Source organism: Parabacteroides goldsteinii (assembly GCF_020091425.1).
GTDB classification, from domain to species: Bacteria; Bacteroidota; Bacteroidia; order Bacteroidales; family Tannerellaceae; genus Parabacteroides; species Parabacteroides goldsteinii.
Genome location: NZ_CP081906.1, coordinates 3,556,567 through 3,579,749 on the forward strand (window position 1 = coordinate 3,556,567; position 23,183 = coordinate 3,579,749).

Annotated in this window: 23 protein-coding genes and 2 tRNA genes; 4 read left to right on the forward strand and 21 right to left on the reverse strand. The window is 42.5% G+C overall.

From position 1 onward, the window contains the following. Positions 1-129 precede the first annotated feature (129 nt). From lysA to K6V26_RS15880, 12 genes are all read right to left on the reverse strand, one after another. Positions 130-1,287, reverse strand: a complete 1,158-nt coding sequence (gene lysA / locus K6V26_RS15825; RefSeq protein WP_007657451.1) for a diaminopimelate decarboxylase — start codon at positions 1,285-1,287, stop codon at positions 130-132. 61 nt (positions 1,288-1,348) lie between these two features. Then, on the reverse strand, positions 1,349-2,665 hold the full coding sequence (locus K6V26_RS15830; protein WP_007657450.1) for an aspartate kinase: 1,317 nt from the start codon (positions 2,663-2,665) through the stop codon (positions 1,349-1,351). Between the two features lie 66 nt (positions 2,666-2,731). Further along, the gene (locus tag K6V26_RS15835; RefSeq protein ID WP_007657449.1) at positions 2,732-3,409 is read right to left on the reverse strand and encodes a cell division ATP-binding protein FtsE; all 678 of its coding nucleotides are present in this window, start codon (positions 3,407-3,409) and stop codon (positions 2,732-2,734) included. 6 nt (positions 3,410-3,415) lie between these two features. Then, positions 3,416-4,012 (reverse strand): bifunctional phosphoribosyl-AMP cyclohydrolase/phosphoribosyl-ATP diphosphatase HisIE, encoded by a 597-nt coding sequence (hisIE, locus tag K6V26_RS15840; protein ID WP_007657448.1) that lies wholly within the window; start codon positions 4,010-4,012, stop codon positions 3,416-3,418. 13 nt (positions 4,013-4,025) lie between these two features. Then, complete coding sequence (gene hisF / locus K6V26_RS15845) at positions 4,026-4,781, reverse strand: imidazole glycerol phosphate synthase subunit HisF (protein ID WP_010802324.1); 756 nt, start codon at positions 4,779-4,781, stop codon at positions 4,026-4,028. 20 nt (positions 4,782-4,801) lie between these two features. After that, complete coding sequence (gene hisA, locus K6V26_RS15850; RefSeq protein WP_007657444.1) at positions 4,802-5,521, reverse strand: 1-(5-phosphoribosyl)-5-[(5-phosphoribosylamino)methylideneamino]imidazole-4-carboxamide isomerase; 720 nt, start codon at positions 5,519-5,521, stop codon at positions 4,802-4,804. Positions 5,522-5,527: 6 nt separating this feature from the next. Further along, complete coding sequence (hisH, locus tag K6V26_RS15855; protein ID WP_007657442.1) at positions 5,528-6,118, reverse strand: imidazole glycerol phosphate synthase subunit HisH; 591 nt, start codon at positions 6,116-6,118, stop codon at positions 5,528-5,530. Between the two features lie 213 nt (positions 6,119-6,331). Beyond that, positions 6,332-6,408: transfer RNA gene (locus tag K6V26_RS15860), tRNA-Asp, on the reverse strand. A 37-nt stretch (positions 6,409-6,445) separates the two neighbouring features. Then, a tRNA-Asp gene (locus tag K6V26_RS15865) sits at positions 6,446-6,519 on the reverse strand. A 181-nt stretch (positions 6,520-6,700) separates the two neighbouring features. After that, positions 6,701-7,738, reverse strand: a complete 1,038-nt coding sequence (locus K6V26_RS15870) for an NHL repeat-containing protein (protein WP_129698336.1) — start codon at positions 7,736-7,738, stop codon at positions 6,701-6,703. Between the two features lie 27 nt (positions 7,739-7,765). Beyond that, the gene (locus K6V26_RS15875) at positions 7,766-9,844 is read right to left on the reverse strand and encodes a YncE family protein (protein ID WP_224263261.1); all 2,079 of its coding nucleotides are present in this window, start codon (positions 9,842-9,844) and stop codon (positions 7,766-7,768) included. Between the two features lie 114 nt (positions 9,845-9,958). Beyond that, entirely contained in the window at positions 9,959-10,711 is a 753-nt protein-coding gene (locus tag K6V26_RS15880) for a GNAT family N-acetyltransferase (protein ID WP_224263262.1), read from the reverse strand. A 40-nt stretch (positions 10,712-10,751) separates the two neighbouring features. Here K6V26_RS15880 and K6V26_RS15885 point away from each other — a divergent pair, with 40 nt between their 5' ends. From K6V26_RS15885 to K6V26_RS15900, 4 genes are all read left to right on the forward strand, one after another. After that, a complete protein-coding gene (locus K6V26_RS15885; RefSeq protein WP_007657427.1) occupies positions 10,752-11,045 on the forward strand; it encodes a hypothetical protein in 294 nt (97 codons plus the stop codon). A 591-nt stretch (positions 11,046-11,636) separates the two neighbouring features. Further along, on the forward strand, positions 11,637-11,936 hold the full coding sequence (trxA, locus tag K6V26_RS15890) for a thioredoxin (protein ID WP_046145158.1): 300 nt from the start codon (positions 11,637-11,639) through the stop codon (positions 11,934-11,936). Positions 11,937-11,991: 55 nt separating this feature from the next. After that, entirely contained in the window at positions 11,992-12,651 is a 660-nt protein-coding gene (locus K6V26_RS15895) for a suppressor of fused domain protein (protein WP_224263263.1), read from the forward strand. Positions 12,652-12,990: 339 nt separating this feature from the next. Then, entirely contained in the window at positions 12,991-13,731 is a 741-nt protein-coding gene (locus tag K6V26_RS15900) for a hypothetical protein (protein WP_224263264.1), read from the forward strand. Positions 13,732-13,793: 62 nt separating this feature from the next. Here K6V26_RS15900 and K6V26_RS15905 read toward each other — a convergent pair whose 3' ends face one another. From K6V26_RS15905 to K6V26_RS15945, 9 genes are all read right to left on the reverse strand, one after another. After that, positions 13,794-14,561: a BFO_2992 family lipoprotein gene (locus K6V26_RS15905; protein ID WP_224263265.1), complete on the reverse strand. Its 768-nt coding sequence runs from the start codon at positions 14,559-14,561 to the stop codon at positions 13,794-13,796. Positions 14,562-14,602: 41 nt separating this feature from the next. After that, positions 14,603-15,859: a porin family protein gene (locus tag K6V26_RS15910; protein WP_224263266.1), complete on the reverse strand. Its 1,257-nt coding sequence runs from the start codon at positions 15,857-15,859 to the stop codon at positions 14,603-14,605. 9 nt (positions 15,860-15,868) lie between these two features. Beyond that, on the reverse strand, positions 15,869-16,396 hold the full coding sequence (locus K6V26_RS15915) for an RNA polymerase sigma factor (RefSeq protein WP_007657421.1): 528 nt from the start codon (positions 16,394-16,396) through the stop codon (positions 15,869-15,871). Positions 16,397-16,583: 187 nt separating this feature from the next. Further along, positions 16,584-16,916 carry a cation transporter gene (locus tag K6V26_RS15920; RefSeq protein ID WP_224263267.1) on the reverse strand — a complete coding sequence of 111 codons (333 nt, stop codon included), beginning with the start codon at positions 16,914-16,916 and terminating at the stop codon, positions 16,584-16,586. Between the two features lie 37 nt (positions 16,917-16,953). Next, the gene (locus K6V26_RS15925; RefSeq protein WP_224263268.1) at positions 16,954-19,164 is read right to left on the reverse strand and encodes a TonB-dependent receptor; all 2,211 of its coding nucleotides are present in this window, start codon (positions 19,162-19,164) and stop codon (positions 16,954-16,956) included. 318 nt (positions 19,165-19,482) lie between these two features. Further along, complete coding sequence (locus K6V26_RS15930) at positions 19,483-19,920, reverse strand: hypothetical protein (RefSeq protein WP_224263269.1); 438 nt, start codon at positions 19,918-19,920, stop codon at positions 19,483-19,485. Positions 19,921-19,967: 47 nt separating this feature from the next. Further along, positions 19,968-21,446, reverse strand: coding sequence for a glycoside hydrolase family 10 protein (locus K6V26_RS15935; protein ID WP_224263270.1), 1,479 nt, complete (start codon positions 21,444-21,446; stop codon positions 19,968-19,970). 42 nt (positions 21,447-21,488) lie between these two features. Beyond that, positions 21,489-22,442, reverse strand: coding sequence for a thioredoxin-disulfide reductase (trxB, locus tag K6V26_RS15940; protein ID WP_046145166.1), 954 nt, complete (start codon positions 22,440-22,442; stop codon positions 21,489-21,491). A 54-nt stretch (positions 22,443-22,496) separates the two neighbouring features. Next, positions 22,497-23,171 carry a LolA-like putative outer membrane lipoprotein chaperone gene (locus K6V26_RS15945; RefSeq protein WP_007657411.1) on the reverse strand — a complete coding sequence of 225 codons (675 nt, stop codon included), beginning with the start codon at positions 23,169-23,171 and terminating at the stop codon, positions 22,497-22,499. Between the last annotated feature and the right edge of the window lie 12 nt (positions 23,172-23,183).

Consider the following 23,183-nt stretch of genomic DNA (forward strand, 5'->3'; position numbering starts at 1 on the left):
CAAGTTAAACCACACCCCACATGACGGGATCGTACAAAGGTAGTAAAAAAGGAAACACAACAAACAAGAAAACCGGGAACCTTTGCAAAAACAAAGAAACCCGGCTTTCTCTATATAATTAATTAACAATTAAATCGTATCGGAATAGTAGGCTTTCGGAAGCTGGCGGCAGTTGTACTGGGAAGCCATCACCTCGCCGTAAGCACCGGCCGAACGCAAGGCGATCAGGTCCCCGCGATGTGCTTTATTCAATTCTACATCTTTGCCGAACACGTCGGATGATTCGCAGATAGGGCCAACTACATCATACAATTCAACCTCTTCATCACTGGAGATATTCTCGATCCGGTGATAAGCATCGTACATGGCCGGACGGATCAGTTCGGTGAAACCGGCATCCAGGATAGCGAATTTCTTTGTCTCGCCTTCCTTTACATACAGTACCTTTGAGATCAGCGTACCGCACTGGGCTACTACCGAGCGGCCCGGTTCGAAATGTACCTGCTGGCCGGGACGCACTTTCAGCAATTTGTTGAATACGGCAAAGTAATTATCGAAAGCCGGGATCGGCAAATGATTCGGGTGATAATAATCGATACCGAGGCCACCTCCGAAATTCACATTTTCGATCCGGATACCACGTGCTTCCAGGTCTTCCTGTATTTCGTTTACACGAATCACCAGGTTACGGAAAGCCGACATGTCCGTAATCTGCGAACCGATATGGAAATGGATACCGATCAGTTTCACATTTTTCAGATTCGCCAGGTTATCCAGCACCTGTCCTAACTGGCTCAGGTTGATACCGAACTTGTTCTCCTTCATACCGGTCGTGATCTTGGCATGTGTATGGGCATCCACTTCCGGGTTGATACGGAGAGCGACCGAGGCTACTTTATTCTTTGCGGCAGCCAGTTCGTCGATTATCTCCAACTCTACCGCCGATTCCACATTGAAACAAAAAATATCGTTATCCAGTCCCAGGTTGATCTCCCAGTCGGCTTTGCCCACACCGGCAAAAACGATCTTATCTGCCGGAAAACCTGCATCCAATGCCGCTTTAACCTCACCGCCGCTTACACAATCGGCACCCAGTCCGTTTTCAGCTATGATAGAAAGGATTCGCGGATTGGCATTTGCCTTTACGGCATAATGTGCATGATAGCCGTATTTGCCGGCTTCGTTCTTCACCATATCCAGTGTATCCTGTAATAACTTTACATCATAATAATAGAAGGGCGTAGGAAGTGCCTTCAATTTATCTATCGGGAATGTTCCTTTGAGCATATTACTTTATTATATATAAATTAAAAAAAAGGGCAGTCCGGAAAAGGCTGCCCTCATATATTTAGTTGTTAAATAAATGATCGCTTAACGCTTGCAGCGCTTTCACTTTATCAGTGGCTTTCACCAGAAGCGAAACGTTGTAGTTGCTACCGCCATATGATATCATACGTACCGGAACATCTTTCATCGCCTGAACGATGCGGGCTTCAAAACCGACGTTATCCCATTCCAGGTCACCGACTACGCAAACAATTACCATATCTTCATCTACGGTAACGGTTCCGTATTTCTTCAGGTCGTCTACAATTTCTTCCAGATGTTTGCGGTTGTCGATCGTTACCGATACGCCTACCTCAGAAGTAGTAACCATGTCGATCGGAGTCTGGTAGTTTTCGAAAGTTTCGAATACCTTACGCAGGAAACCGGTAGCCAGCAGCATACGGCCGCTCTTTATCTTAATGGAAGTGATATTGTCTTTCGCTGCAACGGCTTTGATCTTTCCTTTTTCGGTGTTGTTGGAGATCAATGTACCCGGAGCATCCGGCTGCATAGTATTCAGCAGGCGAACCGGTATATTGTTCAACTTGGCCGGCAGGATACAAGTCGGGTGCAGGATCTTCGCACCGAAGTAAGCCAGTTCAGCTGCTTCCTCGAAATGCAGGTTACGGACAGGAGATGTTTTATCTACGATGCGCGGATCGTTGTTGTGCATTCCGTCGATATCTGTCCAGATCTGGATTTCATCAGCATTGAGGGCTGCACCGATCAAAGAAGCGCTATAGTCGCTACCACCACGCTGCAAGTTATCAATTTCACCGTAAGCATTACGGCAAATGTAACCCTGAGTGATATACAACTCGGCATCCTTATGTTCATTCAGCAGTTTAACCAGACGCTCTTTGATATATACAGGGTCCGGTTCTGCATTCTTGTCCGTCCGCATATATTCCAATGCCGGAAGCAGGACAGACTTCACACCTGTTTCATTCAGATACAGGTTCATCATGCCGGTAGAGATCAACTCGCCTTGTGCCAGCACGACCTTTTCTTCGAACAGGGTGAACAGGTCTTTAGTAAAAGTGCGGATATAATCGAAATGAGATTTTACAAGTTCTTTGGCTTTCTGCTTATATTCGTCGGTACTGTACAGTTCTTCGATATGTCCGTAATATTTCTGTGCAAGCTTATTGATGATTTCATTTGCACCATCCGGATTTTTCTTGTACAGGTAGTCGGATATTTCAACCAACGAGTTGGTTGTACCTGACATGGCAGACAATACGACAATGTTACGGTCGCCCGTGCAAATCAATTTTGCTACATCTTTCATTCTCTGTGCAGATCCCACAGAAGTACCGCCAAACTTTAAAATTTTCATTTTCTTTTCCTATAATTAAATTGTTCGTTCCTTGCTTCTTTTGCGTGTGCAAAGTTACATAAAAAATTATTCACCGACATCACCCAGGCGTGCATTCTCACATTTAACTATACGGGCCGGATAATTATGCACCAGTGTGTAGTTATGTGTAGTCATTATCACCGCCGTACCCTTCTCACAGATGTCGTGCAGAAGCTGTACGATCTGGCCGCTTGTTTCAGGGTCCAGATTGCCGGTCGGCTCATCGGCTAATATCAGTTTAGGATCATTCAGGAGTGCTCTTGCTATGACGATACGTTGCTGCTCGCCACCCGATAGTTCGTGCGGCATCTTGTACCCTTTATTATGCATACCCACCTGGTGAAGCACATCGTCTATGCGCTCCTTAATCTCGCTCTTTTTCTTCCAGCCTGTCGCCCGCAAGACGAACTCCAGGTTTTTGATCACCGAACGGTCGGTAAGCAGCTGAAAATCCTGAAACACAATCCCCAGCTTACGGCGAAGATACGGGATATCTTTCCGTTTCATCTTACAGAGATTGTAATCCAACAGCCAGGCATCGCCTTGACTGATGGGGATTTCGCAATACAAGGATTTCAACAGACTGCTCTTTCCGGAGCCTACTTTTCCAATGACGTACACAAACTCCCCGTTACACAAGGTAAAAGAGGCATCGTGTAAAATGACATTTTCATCGCGGCAGATTTCTACGCCATCCAGTCTGAGCAGTGTTGTATCTTCCATAGTAATTTATCCTTTATGTCTTTTCTTTAATTCGCGTGCCAGGTCTTCCAGACGAAGTCCTTTGCTGGTGAGTAATACGATCAGATGATAGATCAGGTCGGATGCTTCGTAGATAAAGCCGTCTTCCGTTCCGTTGGTCGCTTCGATCACAGTTTCAACCGCTTCCTCTCCCACTTTCTGGGCCATACGGTTCACACCTTTCAAAAACAGGGAGGTCGTATAGGAGCCTTCCGGCATTTCCTGACGGCGCTGTTCGATAAAGTCCTGCAAATATTTCAGGAACATGATATCTTCCACATTCTTTTCGCCGAAGCAGGTATCAGCACCTGTATGGCAAACCGGACCGGCGGGATTGGCTTTGATCAGGATCGTATCATTGTCGCAATCCACCATCATGCTAACCACCTGCAGGGTGTTGCCGCTGGTTTCGCCTTTCATCCATAAACGGTTCTTTGTACGGCTAAAGAAGGTCACCTTACCGGTTTCCTTTGTTTCTTCATAGGCTTCTTCATTCATAAAACCCAGCATCAATACTTTGTTGGTATTGTTATCCTGAACGATTGCCGGGATAAGTCCGCCCATTTTTTCAAAATCTAATTTCATCTTATTCTTGTAATTATATTCTTACATTGATTCCTTCCCTGTTCAGATACTGCTTCAGGTCGGCTATGCCGATTTCACCGAAGTGAAATACGCTGGCAGCCAATGCCGCATCAGCCTTACCTGCCGCGAATGTATCACGGAAATGTTCCATCTTTCCGGCACCACCCGATGCAATGACCGGGATATGCAGGTTGTCCGCCAGGGTCGACAACGCCTCGTTTGCATAGCCGTCTTTCACACCATCGTGTGTCATACTGGTAAACAGGATCTCTCCGGCTCCCAGGTTTTCAGCTTCGGCCGCCCACTGGAAAAGATGTTTCTCTGTCGGGATACGTCCGCCGTTCAGATAACAGATCCAGTCGCCATTCTCATAATTTGCATCGATAGCCACGACACAGACCTGGCTTCCGAAGTTCTTCGCGATCTCTTCGATCAACGAAGGGTTGCGCAGTGCCGCCGAGTTGATGGATACCTTATCGGCACCGGCACTCAACAGACGGTCTACATCTTTCAATTCGTTAATACCGCCGCCCACAGTAAAAGGGATGCTGATATTTGCAGCTACTTTTTTGACCAGTTCGGTGAAGGTCTTACGTCCTTCATGCGAAGCGGTTATGTCCAGGTAGACGAGTTCGTCAGCTCCTTCCCGGCTATATTGAGTTCCCAACTCCACAGGGTCTCCTGCATCGCGGAAATTTACAAAATTAATACCTTTTACTGTTTTTCCATCTTTAATATCCAGACAGGGCACTATTCTCTTGGCTAGCATACGTTGATTTCTCCTTTGTTTCACGTAAAACGAAGCAGATCTTTCAAATCGATCTTTCCTTCGTAGATGGCTTTGCCGAAAATTACCGCCGGTATTCCCGCCTCAGCCAGTTTTTCTATATCTTCTATCGAACTGACGCCGCCGCTGGCTATGATATATATAAAAGGTAATGCTTCCCGTATTTCCTTATATAATCCGATAGCCGGTCCCTGCAGCATTCCATCCCGGCTGATATCCGTACAGATCACTTTTGTGATTCCTTTGTCGTAATACCCCTCGATGAAAGGGATCAGTTCCTTATCAGTAGTTTCTTCCCACCCGCTGATAGCGATCTTTTTATCTTTCGCATCAGCGCCTAATATAATCTTTTCGCTTCCGAACTTGGTAATCCAGGAAGTAAAAACTTCCGGGTTCTTCACTGCGATACTTCCGCCGGTCACCATCTGCGCACCGCTTTCAAAAGCGATCTCCAGGTCGTCTTCCTGCTTCAGTCCGCCACCGAAGTCTATCACCAAAGCGGTCCGTGTTGCCAGTCTTTCCAACACACGGTAATTGATGATCCGTCCCTGACGGGCACCGTCCAGATCCACTACATGCAAACGACGGATGCCATGCGCTTCGAACATCTTCGCCACTTCCAGCGGATCTTCGTTGTACACCTTCTTGGTATCATAATCGCCTTGCGTCAGGCGGACACATTTGCCATCTATCAAATCTATTGCAGGGATAAGCTCGATCATATTCTCTTACAGTTTTAGAAAGTTCCTCAGAATTACTTCACCGACCGAACCACTTTTCTCCGGATGGAACTGCGTTGCGTAGAAGTTATCCTTATGCAGCGAAGCACTGAACGGTAATATATAATTAGTGGTAGCAGCCGTATATTCATTTACGGGTACATAATAACTATGTACGAAGTAAACAAATTTATTCTCCAATTGTGCGGTAAATAAACCGTCTTTAACCTGAGTGATGGTATTCCATCCCATATGGGGCACCTTATCCTCATGACGGTGGGGAATGAACCGCTTTACTTCCGTGTCAAAAATCCCCAGGCACTCTGCATCTCCTTCCTCAGAATGACGACACATTAATTGCATACCCAGACAAATACCCAATACGGGTTGTTTCAGATCCTTAATAACAGCATCCAGTTTATGTTCCTGCAGATGAGCCATTGTCGTTTGTGCCTCCCCTACACCTGGGAAGATCACTTTATCTGCTTTACTTAATACTTCCGGGTCCGCTGTTATCACAGGACTTACGCCCAATCGTTTCAGTGCATAATTCACTGAGTAGATATTTCCGGCATTATACTTAATAATGGCGACGTCCATTTTTCTTTCTCCGTTTTCTTTTTTTATATTGAGTTGCAAAAGTAACAAATTATCATAACATATCACCGTATGGTTTATGAAAAGTTGCCAAACAGTATAGATTTGTAACAAACCTGTTTTCTAAATAGGTAATTGGAAAATGAAAAAAGCCATAACACACGAAACGCCCAAACATAAAAAAAGTCTGCTAATCTAACGACTAACAGACTTTTTTGGCGGTCCGGACGGGACTCGAACCCGCGACCCCATGCGTGACAGGCATGTATTCTAACCAACTGAACTACCGAACCAAATAAAATAAAAAGACAAAACATTATTCAAAAGAGGCGGTCCGGACGGGACTCGAACCCGCGACCCCATGCGTGACAGGCATGTATTCTAACCAACTGAACTACCGAACCTCTTCTTGGATAATCAATCTCTCTCGATTGCGGTGCAAAGGTAGATATTATTTTTAATTCTGCAATACTTTAAGCAAAAAAAATACACCAATATTTCAACCATACCTGATAGACAACAAATTAGAAAGCATATATTTTTAAGAAAATATCCACTAAACACATGCTTGCCACGCTTAGATACTTACTCGCGTATCTCTCCTTTATGCACAATCATTTTTACCAATGTCTGCATCGATTTATGTGTATCCGAAACCCATAACACCGAATCGTTCTGCGCATAAATACGAACAGGCAGTAAAAAAGAGTATCCTTTGATGGTCTTTATTTTTTTCACCCATTCACCTTGTTGGCTATCATATATATTGATAGCATCGTTATCACCGGTTGCATACCAACGTTCGTTACACAAAGCAAACGTCTTAGGTTTAAATTCGAGAGAAAGAGACAGTTCGTCCATATCGATGGAAGTTCCGTTTACCAAATCATCATTTACCAATGTCGGATCGAGTACACGTATTTTCTTTCCCTCATAATCTGTAAGCAGAATATTCCCTTCTGCATTGAACTGCATATAGTGAGGAGCAAAACCATTATTACCCGGACTGTTATTTCCGGAAACTTGCCAATGACGGTTTATCTTCTGATAATTTTCTTGAGTAACATCCGACTCTTTATAAATACTGACCTTTCCGTTCTTGTCGCGTGCAAAGATAAGGCCATCTTTCACCGCAAGCGCTTGTGCCTGAAATACCGGACCACTCCATTGTCCATTTCCAATGCAAGTGACATAAGTCAGATCCGGTAGTTCGAACACATGAATGCGCGACTGCCGCTCAGCAACATATAATCGATTTCCTGCCGGAACAATAGCTTCGATCGAACTCCCGAAATTCTTTTCCTCATTGTCGAATTGCCATGATTTCACCACATCCAGCAATCGCCCCTCCTTTGTATTGAATACCAACAAACTGTTTCCTTCCTTTCCTATGTTAGCAATAAAAAGAGTATCTCCCAGATGTGCTACAGTATAAGGCGAGAAGTCCTCCAAGGCTTCCATTCCTAAAGTTTCCGCATTAACTAACTGTGCAGCCTCATAAGAATAATACCAATAACTATCATATTCGGGCGAATCCTCCTCCGGGTTCCCTATATCATCACTGCTGCACCGAATGGTCAGTATACCCAACAATACCAACCAGATATAAACATACATTTTCATATTCACTTTCATTTTTATGGGATCAACTTAGTTTAATTCATTCATAGGGATTGCATAGATACACGCTCCGCTCTTTGTACGGTCTATCATAAACAAGGTATTACGGCGAATACAGAATTTTTCCGGAACCTGCAAGGTGACATCTCCAACAACCGTGTAATCTTTCAAGATTTCGCCTGTCACCGGATCGACTTCGCAAAACTTCTCCTTGCCGTTTGAACTAACAAACAACCGACCTTCATAAAAATCCAAGGCATAAGGAATATTTGCATACGTCAGCTGATCGACACGTTTAAATGTTACTCCTTCACGGATAGCATCAGGGGTAAAGATATCTATACGTTTGGACGGATGAGTAGAATACAATAGTCCGCTCTGTTCATCTACTGCCATACCATAAGTACCGGCGGTTTCACCCAAATGTTCGGAACGGATATAGATACGCGGAGCCTTTTTCCCCGGTTCCAAAATTCGTTCTTCCACAATATCGATATAACGTTTATCATGAATCATAATCAGTCCCTTATAACATAGCACATCAAAAGCATGAACAGTCTGCGAAGGCCCTGTTCCCCAACTACCGGTACCGATACAAGTGATAAACTGATGGTCTGTCGCATCAAAAATCTCCGTTCGGCTACCCTCATGAGTAACGTAAATCTTTCCGTTAGCACGTGTAACCCCATTCGGTCGACCTGCAAATTTTTCCTGGGCATCCTCCCAGGTCCATTCCTTGATACTTTCCAAATACTTCTTACCACCGTTCGCTATACTGAATACTTCCAGGCTATAGTTATTATCGGCATCATTCACGACATACAACGTATCACCATATGCAAACACATCTTTCGGACGGAAAGTAGCTGCCGTTGCTCCCGGCACATCTGAATAATCCAACTTGAAAGTAACAGGTTCTCCATCGTTTCCCTCAGAAGTATTCTCTTCGCGTAGCGGTGACAACCCACCATCGAGGGCATCCAGTTCCGGATCTTCAATAATATACTTAGAAGCTACATAGATATCGTCAAAATACCTGTTTTTACTCCGGCGGGTATGTAAGAAACGGCGAGAATAAACCGGCAGTTCTTTCTCCAGCGATAAATCCACATATACATTATTACACAAAGTAGGCCAGCCTGGTCCGGTTTGTTCGTATGTCATATTTCCGGCATGGCCATATCCGAGACAGTGTGCAAATTCGTGAAAGATAGTCTCCGTAATACTTTTATCGTCGGCATAATGTTCCAAATAACACACCTCATGCATACCGAAGGTAGTTCCTCCCCCCAGCCCCATGACTCCTGTCGTATATCCGAAAACCAGTCCAGCATGATTGAGTACTCTCGTCAACAGGGCGCTTTTGTCGATCTCCACCCTGTCATTGTTACTATGCAACGGTCCAAACTCATACAATGCTTTCTCGAACTTTTGCGACGAGAACATATAACTCATGTTCAGCGCAATAGCTACAGCTTCACGTGTATGCGAAGCCTTCATTTTATATTTCCAGCTAGCCTGAGTATCACTATATCTGCCAAAAGCGATGCGCCATTTGCAACGAATAGATTGCAACCTGTCCCAATAAGGATCGTCAGACTCTACCGTGAAAGAAATGTTTTCTCCCGTCAGATACGGGTTTGCCATGATACGGATCTTTTTTCCGCTACGGGTATAAGCCGTCAAGTCTTGAGTGGCAAACGGAATACATACCCGAAGTTGCTGAAACGGCAGCACCTTTTCGAGCGACATAAACATGAACTCTTCATCATATCCATCAATAGTCGCCCAGATAGTTACGTTTTTCAACGCTCTGGGACTATAAAAACGGAGTTGGAAATTATGATCGTCGTCCAATTGAATCTGCAACGGCTGAGTGACATAGAAACTGCGCTGGCTCGAATCGAAATAAATATCCGGCGATTCTTCATCGTTCAACAAATAATACGTATTATCCTCATTATAGGCAGCTTCCGTCATCCTGACGGGCAATTCTTCAATTACAAAACCACCTTCATCGGGTAGGGATACTTCATCATCTTTACAGCCAACCAGCTGCAAAAGCATACCAGCCAACACAAACAGGCTAGCGGGAAATAATCTTTTCATCGTCTGTCTTTGTTTAGAATTAAATATAATACTCTTCCGAAAAAGGGTGCAAAATTAATTATTTTCGATGTGTTTTACCAGTATTCTTATTGCAAGGAAGTCAAAATTATACTTTCATTTCTTAAGTATTCTCTTCAGGTGGGTAACGTCTTGTATTAAATTCACCGTTTCAAATTTTCCTTTATAAAACACAGCCCAGTTATTGAAAACACAAGGCAAATCCTTCGCTTTTTGTAATGTATCCACCTGAATCAATGATAGAGGGATATCATTCATTTCACAATATTGTTTAACAATCCCAATTTTTTGATCGATATAAGGACACTGCATATCATAATAAATTGTCAGCTCTTTGCTTTCTATTTCCAGCTTTTTGGCATTTTGTGCAAACTTCGGCATTGTTCCGTCAAAAGAAAGTGCAAGCAATTCATATCCGTTATCGGTAGTATCGACCACCTCAAAACCAAACTTTTTCGCAAATGACTGGTCGGAAAGCCAGGATTTTTGTTTTTCTGCCCCGAGCATACAAATACCGGATTTACCTTTTTCTTTGGCATCGGCAATACAATACTCCATCAATGATTTTCCATATCCCTTCCCTTTGTAACTGCCCAAAGTCCATAAACAATAGAGGTAATAATAGTTATCCCCGATTATGGGAACCCAAGCTGTTTCCAAAGGAGCATATTCGATAAAAACCGTTGCCTTCGCATTTAACTTTCTAAAGACATGACCTTCATTCAGCCGGTCAGAAAGCCATTGACGCTTTGCCTCAACACCCGGATGTAGCTTTTTAGTGCGGATAATGCAGCATAAATGCTCATCGGCAAGATTTGCTGTTGTTATGTTTATAAAATCAGTATCCATGTGTATCTTCGTTTCAATAGTGTAAATGTAGTGAACTTATATGAATTCTGCAATTCACCTCAAAAAACAAGCAATTCGTCAATCTTATTTGAAACCCGCTTCCCCACCCCATAGCTTTGCTGATAAATTATTAAACGACAAAAATATGAAGACGAAAAAGATCATTCAGATACTGCTTTTAGGATTACTAGCTTATCCTTTATATGCACAGCAAACAGAAATCAAAGTTTCCAGTAAAGTGACAGATGTCAATAATGAAACCTTGGAGGGAGTAACCAGCTTACCCTGCTTAAAAAGCAGGGAAGACAGTTTGCTATTTTCAGTAAATATATAACTAATTTTCAGCAAGATAGTAAAAACTATTGCTTGACACCCGGGTCTTGATATCATCGACACCCGGGTGTAAGCATCGTCAGGATGGGGGTGTAAAATCAGGTGAGACGGGCATCCTGGCAACAAAAAGTCTTTATCCGAGTGAAGTTAAATCATAGTTTTGGTATAAAAAGCTGGTAGGCCGACGAATGATAAGGTACCGTATACAGCAGTAATGAACAGCTTTTATAGTCAAAAAAAGACTAACCGTTAGTTAAAACCCTGTTAAAATGACAGTTAAATGATAGATAAGTGATAGTTAAAAGCATCTACTATCATACATTAATCAACTGGAAAACAATATCATACACTAGAAAATGATAGTATGATAGTACATTTAATGAATTAAACCTAATGTATAAACTTTCACCCGACATTTGCCTATAACGCAGTTTATTCATACAAAGTTAATAAAACTCACCTATTAAACACTCTCTACCTACCGATGTCTTTCGTCATAGCTCTACCACACTGGCTAATGAACAACCACTACAAAGTAACTGTTATAAATGAAGATAAATAATTGTTTGTTGCAATCATAAATACTAGCAATATGGAAACTTTCAAAGATATCATACATGGAGATAAACCGGTTTTGGTTGACTTCTTTGCCACTTGGTGTGGTCCCTGTAAAGTAATGAGTCCGACAGTGGAAGCGTTAGGCAAGGAACTGGTTGGCCAGGCACGTATTCTGAAAATCGATGTCGATAAAAACGAAGCTGTCGCCAACCTGTACCGGATCCAGTCCGTTCCGACTTTAATCATTTTCAAAAAGGGTGAAATAGTCTGGCGTACTTCCGGAGTAATGGAAAAAGGGGCCCTTCTGGAACAAATCAAGAAGTTTATTGACTAAAATCTTTATTCCCGGAAACTCTTTCTATCTTTGTTCATAACAAACACATACGGTTATGAACAAAGAAGAATATAAAAAATATGCAGAGGAACATGAAGACTGGGCTCCCGGATGGGATGCTATCGACGAATGTTTCGAAAAACTTTATCCCGGACAAGAGCCGGAACATTTCGGCACCAACATCATTTCCAGAGCGATGATGGGTGGTGACGAGTATCTTGACGGATACAGCATCTACACCTCCCCCAACGGCTACAAACATCTTGTTACCTATGGCATGAGCGAATTATATGCCAACGAAGAAGCACAGGAAAACGAATTTAGCAAATGGGGATACGAGATGACCATAAAACTACCGGTCAAAACGAGTGAAGAATGTCAATGGACCATCAGCATGATGAGCAACCTGGCTCGCTACACTTTTACCCAGGAACGCTGGTTCGAGCCACTGCAATTCATAGCAGGTAACGGACAATCCATTAATTGGGATGTCGAATCAGCCATCACAGCCTTACTGATTGTAAATGACACAGAAGTCCCCGGCGTAAATACAATCCACGGAAAACTGGACTTTATGCAGCTGGTTGGTATCACAGAACAGGAATTACAAACAATAAAAGCCGATCCGTCAAAAGCATCGGTATTAATAGAGTTAATGAGAAAGGATAATCTAATGTTGGTAACAGATTTATTCCGTACAAAGAATTATTTATAGTAATCTTGACAGTGAATCCACTTTTTAAAACGCACCTTTTTCATTAACTTAAAATAACCAAACACAAGCAAAACGCAAATATGGATTTAAAGCCACTCTAAATCAAGCATAAAACCCTGATTAAAAAAACAATACAGATTCTATGCAAATTACATTATCATAAATATGGATTTACTCTACAAATAATTGAAATAAATTCACCCTAAAAAGAATCAAAGCCTATCGATTATAAATATTAATTCATACACAATTAACACAATTATACTACCATAAATCCACTTTTATATAAAATCAAATATGCAATTTTACAGTAATATTTATTAACTAAAAAACAAAGTCATGAAAAATCTAATTTCTTCTAGCACATTTTTATTAATGATACTCTTAAATCTAGTATCATGCCAAAGTGACCTAATCCAAGAAAATGGTCAAAGTGAATTGAAAACAAAAAGTAAATCTTTTTCTATTCATATTATTTATGAAGGAAAAGATTACCATTCTCAAGGAAAATTATTAAGCGATTCTCTTGTTATAGAAAATCAGGAGCTTAATTCATTAATCGATAGTATATTTAAAAAAAACAAAGAAGTACAAACTTATATACATCCAGATGGAACAATTGAATATTTCGATAATAAAGAAAAATTTCAAGCCAAATATCCATTAGAAGAAGTTGAGCTAGATTCTATAAATAAAATGGATACTATAAAAACAAAATCCAATTACTATGATCAATTTGATGGATATGCACAGATGTATGAAAATATAGGCTTACAAGGAATAATGCAAGATGCTGTAAATTTATATAATAGAGTTCCTCAAAAATTCACCATTGATCACAGCCTTTTTCAAAAAATATCTTCGATTGGGGTTTACTGTAATTCTGATGTACCAGGGGTAAAGTCCGTATTAGAATGCTATGACCAAACATCATGGAAAGGCAATTGTCTAATAGTATCAGGATATATACAGGTTTTATATGACTTAAATATAATACCTTGCCAAAAAGGAACTTGGAATGATAGAATAAGCAGTGTTAAATTTAGCGTAAAAGTATATAATTATTTCCCACCCAATTAAAGTCACACATAAACAAAAGCGAACTAACTAATGAACAAGAAGTTAGTTCGCTTTTCATTTTATTAATTAGACTCTTTCAGTATCTGAGTTTGGAAAATCTGAGACTTACCCCATGTTGCAGCGGTTGTATCTTTATTAAACTCTTTGATATAGTTAATACGGATATTCAACGTCTCATTTCCTGCTGCTGTTTCTCTTGACTGTAAAGTTTTAAAATGACCATTTGTTTTAAACGCATAATAAAAAGCGTTATTACCTACGACACCTTTACCATCAGCATTCTTCACAACACGCAAAAAGAAATCATAAACACGTTTTCCATCTACGGTCTGAGGCTCTAGACTTGGATTATATTGTAAAATATATTGATTATCCTGATCTGCTGCTGCTTTTTCATGACTTGAACCCAAAAACATAAAGTTTTTAAGAGTAAATGAATATGGAGTCATGAACATGAGAGTTGCATCCAAAGCAGCTATCTCATTAGGCATTATATTTGCAGTATCAACACTACTTGAAAAATATCCTTTATTATCCAATTTATTTGTGACTACAGCATTAGAAACCGTTGCATATTTATTCGAACCATTATTCGCTGGATCATCAGAACTGTAAGTACTAGTAAAATAAATACAATCACCCGGTTGATAATCTTTGAACACAGGAGAATATACAGGAGTATAATCATCTATATAAGCCACAGTCCTAAAATCATCCGAATAGTCTATAACTCCAAAACCGTTTAAACTACTCTCATTATTACCATCCAAACAAGAGGTCAACAAAATAGTTGCTGCGGCAACCACCCCTAAAGATTTTAGCTTCTTCATTTTCTGTTTTTAATTTTTATGTTATTAGTATTTGTTTCTTATTAAAAGCCAAACCGGAAACCGGCCTGCAGATTTACATTAAATGGTTTTTCAGAACGGACAGTTTCGATCGAACTGCCATTATCGAAATAATAATCAGCCCCTACTTCTGCATAAAGACTTACAAAACGAAACAATGGATAGCTTACACCGGCACGGGCATTCACAGACCAGAACCATTCTTTCATACGAATATGATCAGCTTCCTTTTCATATAATTCATTATGCATGTATTTTTTTGTCACCAATTTACCCGCCACATTCACTTCTGTCATGACTCCCGCTGCCGCATAGACCTGGAAACGTTTCCATTCAGCTATTCTATATGTCAAAGACAACGGAATACCTATAAAATGAAGTTTCTGACTCGTTTTATTGTGGTAGGCATCGGATGTTTCCCAGGAAGAAGATAATAAGGAATAATTCAAACCGGTTACTAAAGCAAACCGGTTATTTAAAGAATAACTCACTGACATCCCCAAAGAAACCGGTGTCTTATGTTTTACATTTGTCTTTCGCGCTGAATTCTCAAAATTAGCAGAATTCAAAAACAATAACTCCTGATCCGTAAGCGATGTATTCTTCAAAGCATATGTATTCAGCGAATTACTTGTTCCGGCAGTCACACTTCCGCCTCCCATGCCAAATCCCCATCTGCGTGGAGATACTTCTTTCTTTTTCTTGCCGACAGGAGCTGCATCCGCTATCAACGAACGGGTATCATCAGCAGAACCCACTTCCGGATAATCCTGCGCAACTTCTTCTGTTTCAACAACAGCAGTATTATCCGGCAGTGTTATAACTTCTGCATTCTCCTCCATATCATCATCTGAAGAAATAACGGCAGGTTCATTTTCAGCAACCTTTACAGTCGCCTTATATGTTGCCTGCATAACCGACTGTTGCACAACTGCCACCGGTGATGCAGTAATTCTTTCCTCGACAGGCTGTACCTGAGTAACAGACGCTTCTGTCTCTTTTGCCAGTTCCGTCTCTATTTTCTTTGTTTCCTGTTCGATCTTTTCAGCCAAAGGAGTCGCTTCCTTCTCTGACTTGAATAAATAAACGCCACTTGTTATCATCAACAGCGAAACTACGGCAGCCGCAGCCCAGTAGCGTAATGTCCGGCGGAAAGGTACCGGCGCTTTTACCGGCAAACGATCGGCTATGGCCTCCCAGTCCCCCGGCATTGTATCCACCTCAAAATCCTGCAATTTCGAGCGGAACAAATCATCAAATGTATCTCTTTCCTTTTCCATTCTTTCCTCTTAATACAATGCGTTAATCCTCTTTTGTAACATCTGTTTGGCGCGCGTAAACTGTGAACGTGACGTACTCTCCGTTATATTCAACATGTCGCTGATCTCCTTATGCGAATACCCTTCAATTGCGAACAGGTTGAATACCGTACGGAAACCGGCAGGTAACTCCTGTACCAGCTGCATCAGTTCAGCCGCCGACATATTGGAGATAGCCGAAGCATCCGGTTGGATCAGCTCCGCCGTATTATCCAGATCAGTCGATTCGCGCAGCACATCTGATTTACGCAAATATTCCAATGCACAATTTACAAAGATCTTTCGCATCCACCCCTCGAATGAGCCAATTCCCGAATAGGAGTCCATACTGGTAAAAACTTTAACGAATCCATCCTGCAGCAAATCACGAGCAGTCTCCCTGTCGTTCACATAACGCAGACAAACTCCCATCATTTTGCGGGAATACCTCTCGTAAAGCTCTTTCTGAGCCAGCCTGTCTCCCTTCCTACAACCATTTATCAGTTGTGTCTCATCCATTCAGTGTGTGCCTTCTCACCTCTTACGAGGCCGTACAAATATTATGATGTTATTCTCGTGCAAAACGCTGCATGTTTTACGAACTTTTTTTCATAAAAGAGGCGGACACATAGATCCGCCCCCTACAGGTATGCTTTGCAAAGATAAGATGTTCTACCGAATTTCCGTGTTAACGGATATAGACTGCTTACTTTTTTTTCGCAGGATTGACAGGACATCCGGCTCCATCGTCTACAGGCACAGCCTCCATACCGATCTTTTTAAAGGCTGATGCCAGTTTGGTTTTCGAGGTTTTATCCGGTTTGTAAGTGACAACTACCGTACGGGTAGTCAGGTCACATTTCATATCGGTCACTCCTTTTTCGAATGAGATATTCTTTTCTACTTTTTTCTGGCAATTGGCACATTCCATCCCTTCAACGAAGAAAGTAACGGTGTCTTTTTTCTTTTTTGCATCCTGTGCATAAACCGTAGAAAGAGTAAAAACGGCACAAATCAATGCTACTACTAACTGTTTCATAATGTATCTGTATTAATTGGTAAATATTTTCTGTTATTTAATCACGGCTGATGTTGAAACGCAGGCCGGCATATATCTTCCGTCCGTGAACCGGTCCCCAGACCATCGAACCGTCAAAATTGTCTCCCCGCGGATTTTCCGCATCTATGATCGGATGAGATTGCTTATAGTCAAACAAGTTCTCCGCGCCGACATAGACGGACCATCTGCGAAAATACTTTGTAATTTGCGCATTCACAACTGTATAAGCATTAAAATTAGGCTTCCACAGCGGATTTGTCGCATCCGGTGTCGGCATCCGGCCTCCTCCGTTGAACTGTCCGGTCAAATCGAACTGCCATTTCTTCAGCGGGGTTTGATAAGATGCGGTTGCCAATGCTTTATAATCGCTTACCAACGGTTTCTTCAAGCGCTGTGTCACACCCTCTGCATTCCGGTAATCGGTTTTAGCATCCGTATAACGGTAGGCGGCAGTCAGTGTAAACCCACGGAAGAAAGGATAAGTCGCTTCCACCTGGAAACTGTTTGAATAGGATTTACCGTCCAGGTTATAAAAACTGACGGCATGGGCATCGCTATCCATATCGACAACTACCTGCTTCAGGAAGTTGGTATAATACCATTCGCCGGTCAGCGTCAGTTCTTTTCCAAACAGAGGAATGTAGAATGACAAATTAACGCCAGTGTTCCAGGCTTCTTCCTGATCCAGATTATCCGCAATATTCATTTTACGGCTACTGGATAACAGGAAATTGTTTTCTGCAAGAATATTAGCCGTACGGAACCCCTTACCGACAGAAGCACGGACATGAAACCAGTCGAACGGATTATATTTAATATGTACGCGAGGCGTAACAAAGAAATCGTACAAAGAACTGTAATCTGCCCTGATGCCGCCTAATAGTATAAGCTTATCATTCAGGTTGTAAGTATATTGTACATAGGCACCCGGAACAACTTCCGTACGGTCGAACACTTTACGCACATCATTCTGCAACAGGTTCTCGTTAAAACCATCGTAGTTCATGCTCAAACCGGTACTCAGGCTATGGGCCGGAGAAAATTCCTTTTCATAGAGCAGGCTCGCATAGACATTGTTCTGATATACATTATAAGGAGTACGGTCATACATGGACTTTTGTTCATGATAAGAACCGGACAGGATCAAGGCTACGCTCTCCACCTTTTCCTTATCGATGATATAAGCCTGTTTGGTATATAACTCCGCCCGGTTCGTATTCAACTGCACACGATACGGATCCGTAAAATCATGATGTTTGGTGGCCTGCCCTCCCGTACGGCTTTCGTGCAGATAACGAACTCCATACTGGGCTACATAATTATCCAGTTTGTGATACCAGCGGTTCATCAGGTTGACCTGTTCTCTTAAAGGTGTATCCAGAAAACCGTCATCATTACCGTCATGCTGTTTCTTATCATTCGAATAATGCACCAGTAAACCGGTCGAAACCTTATCATTGATATGCCAGGAAGCATCCGCATTTCCTTCGTACCGTCCGGCATCACTACCGAACAGGTTTACAGAAAAAATATCAGCCGTAGGCGGTTTCTTAAATTCAACATTGATCTGCCCGGCTAATGCCTCATATCCGTTCTTTACGGAAGAGGTTCCTTTGGAGACCTGGATACTTTCCATCCAGGCACCCGGAACATAATCCAAGCCGTATAAGGAAGCTGCTCCACGGAAATTCGGATAGTTTTCCGTCAGCATCTGCACATATGTTCCGGCCAATCCCAACAGCTTAATCTGGCGAGCTCCGGTTGCTGCATCGGCATAAGACACATCCACAGAAGGATTTGTCTCAAAACTTTCCGCCAGATTACAACAGGCAGCACGGCAAAGTTCATCATAGGTGATCTTCTGAGTTTGCAACACACTGGTACGCGAAGCGATTGTTCCTATTTTACGCTCGCTGATCACGACTTCCTCCAGGGTTACTTCGCCTTTCAGTTTTATAGTAAGAGATTCATCAGTATTCGTTACCGGCATGACAAACGTTTCATAACCGATATAACTTACAACCAGTTTGTTTGTACTTTTTCTTGTTTTCAGTTCAAATGCGCCGTCTACATCGGTAGTCGTGCCTTGTTGGGTCCCTTCCCAATAAACATTCGCCCCGATGATCGGCTGGTTGTTATCATCAAACACATGCCCTTTTACTTCCTCCGCCTGGGCAAAAACTGCGCAGAAAGTCAATATTATAATAAGATAGAGTTGTTTCAACATGTCTTACATTTGAGTTATAATCATTAATTCAGAGGAAGCAGAGCTTCCTTTTGGGATCGCCAAAACCACCTGTTATATAGGTATCAGTCTCTTACACAACTATCTGTATCGGCCATCCTAAGAGAACGCGTTGCGTTCTTGTCAAGGCCTCAGCGGATGAACGTCCGCGAAGGGGAAAGATGGAGCGGTAGGAGCATCTGCTGTTTGAGCGAAGCGAGTTCAGATGCGACAGCGGAATCTTTCACCGAAGCAGTGAAGCCGGTGCAGCCTTGATCTTTTGACTACTTTTCCATCAAGGGAAAAGTAGATAAAGACCTGCTAAATCAAAAGTGCAGTCAATAAATTCAAATAAATACGGGGACAGACAATGGGTGGTCCATCCTGATTCTGTGCTATAAATTCTTTTATGGAAGGAACCGGCACGAGTGAGGCTAAGGAAGAGCCAAACGACAAGAGGTCGACCACTACCGGCTGTAATTCTACAATGGGGTTATTAAAACTGCTCCAGTCAAAACTGATGCGTTCCAGATCACAACAGTCATCTTCACAGCAGCCGGAAGAACATACAGGTGCTTCTGCCGCCTCATCACAACAGTCATGACCATGCACTTCACAGCAATTATCATTCAATAAAACTGCAACACCTTCCGTACGGCAATCGCCACAACAGTAGGTAATAAAATTCACTCCGGCCCCTCCATAAAAAATAAGAGACGCCAGAAAAACGATAAACAAATATGTTACAGCTTTTTTCATTCAGCACAAAGATAGTGCTTTCGTAAATCCGCTCCTAATCGTTAATATTATTTAGGAAATCTGGAAAGGTAATAATACGTTTCCGGAGACGGCTGGCTCTCTATATGATAGCGGGTAGAGGCCGAGACACTGAAACTATATCCTCTTTCTTCATTCGGGCCGACAGGCAGGTACAGAACCGTATCCCTTATCCCTGTCGCCAGCATATATTTGGCCGATGCCGTATCGATCGAATCCGTCAATGAATAATAAACCGTATAGGTTAAATCCTCTTTTTCTTCCAACGGCTTCTGCCAGGACAATTTCAATTCATCCCCTTCCCGATCCACACGAATTTCATCCGGAGCAATAGGAACACGGTCATTCAGCCAGGTCAGCGGAAATAACTGAGCAGGATATTTATAATAATTATCTTTCAGTTCATTATACAGTCCTTTTGTATTATCCAGAACATTCTCACAACGGAAAAAAGTAGCACCGGCACCACCATAATAACGACTATAATCTATCTGGTCTGTGATATCATTTACCGTCCAGTCCGCCTCCAACTTATCCATCCGGTAAGCTCCCAAACCAGGAACAACCAAACGTCCGTTACAATTTTCCACCCAGTTATCCACAAAGGGGAAAAAGTTATCATGCAGGTAATACATCATCGGAACAATCATATCCTGTTTTCCTTTCTCCATCCACATTTTAGGGTCCTGGAAAACACTTTCGTACGCCGTCCATCCGGCATTAGGAACCCGTTCGATACGGTTATATTTACCCAACGGCGAACTGCTGACCTGAACCCAGGGTTTTGCCAGTTTCACCCAGTCATAAATACGGTATACCATTTTATTGATATTCTCACGCCGCCAATCCGCCAGACGGGTAGACTTGCCATACTTCTGATGAACCGCTTTATCCGGAAACGTCTTTGCCTGCTCCGGATAACGGATATAATCGAACTGGATACCATCGATATCATATCCGTTTACCAATTCTTTCACCAGCGACAAAATATAATCGGCAGTCTCCGGCACCCCCGGATCAAGATACCATTCGCCATTATGACGCTTACACAGTTTAGGTTTGCGCTTCACAACGGACAGTTTTCCCTGTTCCTTCACAGCCTTATCCGTACCAACAGGAAATGTCACAAACCAGGCATGGCATTCCATCCCCCGTTTGTGACATTCTTCTATTGCAAATGCCAGCGGATCATATCCGGGCATCGTTCCGTATTTTCCTGAGAAAGTTTTGGAAGCAGGCTCAATAGACGAACGATAAATAACGTCACCCCTCAGACGAACCTGCAAAAACACTGTATTGAAATTGGCATCAGCCAACTTATCCAGCATAGAACATAATTCCTGTTGCTGTGCTTTTCTCCCCGCTTCCGTTGTAGCCGGCTTCTTCGGCCAATCGAGACCATAGATAGTAGTCAGCCAAACCGCACGGATTTCGTGCTTAGGAGATTCGACCGCTCCAATCGCTTGAAGCAGGAAAAAGACCAGAAATAACAGGCAATACTTTCTCATTTCCACTTATTTATTGAGTGGCGCAAAGGTACTACTTTTTCGTTATTTTCCAATTTCGGATAAGTAGCGCTCCGCTTCTATAGCGGCCTGGCAACCAGTTCCGGCAGCCGTAATCGCCTGGCGGTAATGCGGATCAGCCACATCGCCCGCAGCAAAAACTCCCGGAACTTTCGTACGTGGCGTACCGGGTACGGTTTTGATATATCCTACTTCATCCGTATCGATCCACGGTTTGAAAATATCGGAATTCGGCTTATGTCCGATAGCCAGGAAGAAACCGTCAATAGCGATATCCACCTTTTCTTCATCCGATTCGCCCATGCGTTTTACCAGATGGGCACCTTCCACCCCGTTCTCACCAAACAGACCAATTGTATTATGTTCAAATAATACCATAATATTCGGCGTGTTAAATACACGTTCCTGCATAACCTTCGAAGCACGCAGAAAAGGCTTACGGACAATCAGATAAACCTGTTTGGCCAGTCCTGCCAGATAGATAGCCTCTTCGCAAGCCGTATCACCGCCACCGACAACAGCCACCACTTTCTTGCGATAGAAGAAACCATCACAGGTAGCACAGGCAGATACACCCATTCCTGCATATTTATGTTCATCCGGAATACCCAGGTATTTAGCAGTTGCCCCGGTTGCAATAATTACCGTTTCCGCTTCAATAACCTTTTCCCCGTCAATTGTAATTTTGTATGGAGCAGCCGAAAGATCCGTTTCCGTCGCGATACCAAAACGAATATCTGCACCGAAACGAAGCGCCTGCTGTTTCAAGTCTTCCATCAGTTCCGGACCAGTGATTCCTTCGGGATATCCCGGAAAATTTTCCACTTCTGTTGTTGTAGTAAGCTGGCCGCCCGGTTGAATACCTTCATACAATACCGGAGACAAGTTAGCACGGGAAGCATAGATTGCTGCTGTATATCCTGCAGGACCGGAACCTATTATAAGGCAACGAACCTTTTCATTTATTGAATCGCTCATACTTTTTATGTTAATTGAATATTGATAATTGGCTGTTATTTCATCGCTTCTATTTTACCGGAGGTCTATCACCTCTGCATCCGGATATTCGCTTTCTTTAAAAACAAAAAAGTCATCCGGTTGGTTTATCCCTGTCTTCAATTGGCTGATATGAATCGTGTTGCTGACTCCGTTCTTCGCTTCGATCCTGATCGATGCAGGGAAATTGGAAAACTTCTCGATTTGCAACACGACTTTGATGATATCGCCTTTTTTCTTCGGTGTCAGTTCGATATCATAAGCCGTTTTTCCGTTCGACGCAGTGCTTTCCCCGATATACTTAGGAGTAAACCCTTTCTTATATACACGTAACAACAAAGCCGGATTGGTAAATTGCAATTCCTCTCCGCTCGGCGTACTCACATTCACTTCGTCATTCCGTTCCACATAAGTCCACTGGGTAGTCCCGTCGAACCAGGTTATCATATCAGGAGTGACCAACGTAAATTTATCGCCTTTCATATTGATCGTTCCTTCAAAACTTTCCGATACTTTCTGTACATCCGAACGGGTATTCAGTTCAAAAGAGGCTGTTATACCATTCGAGTTTTCGTAGGCAGAAGCCGCTTTATCGAGGATAGATACCGGATTCTGAGCCTGGCTTATCACTCTTGTTCCAAAAAGAAGGCACAACAGAAATCCCACAAACGCGATTCCCCGCCATATTCTTATTTTTCTCTCTCTTTCCATAAACTACATTTA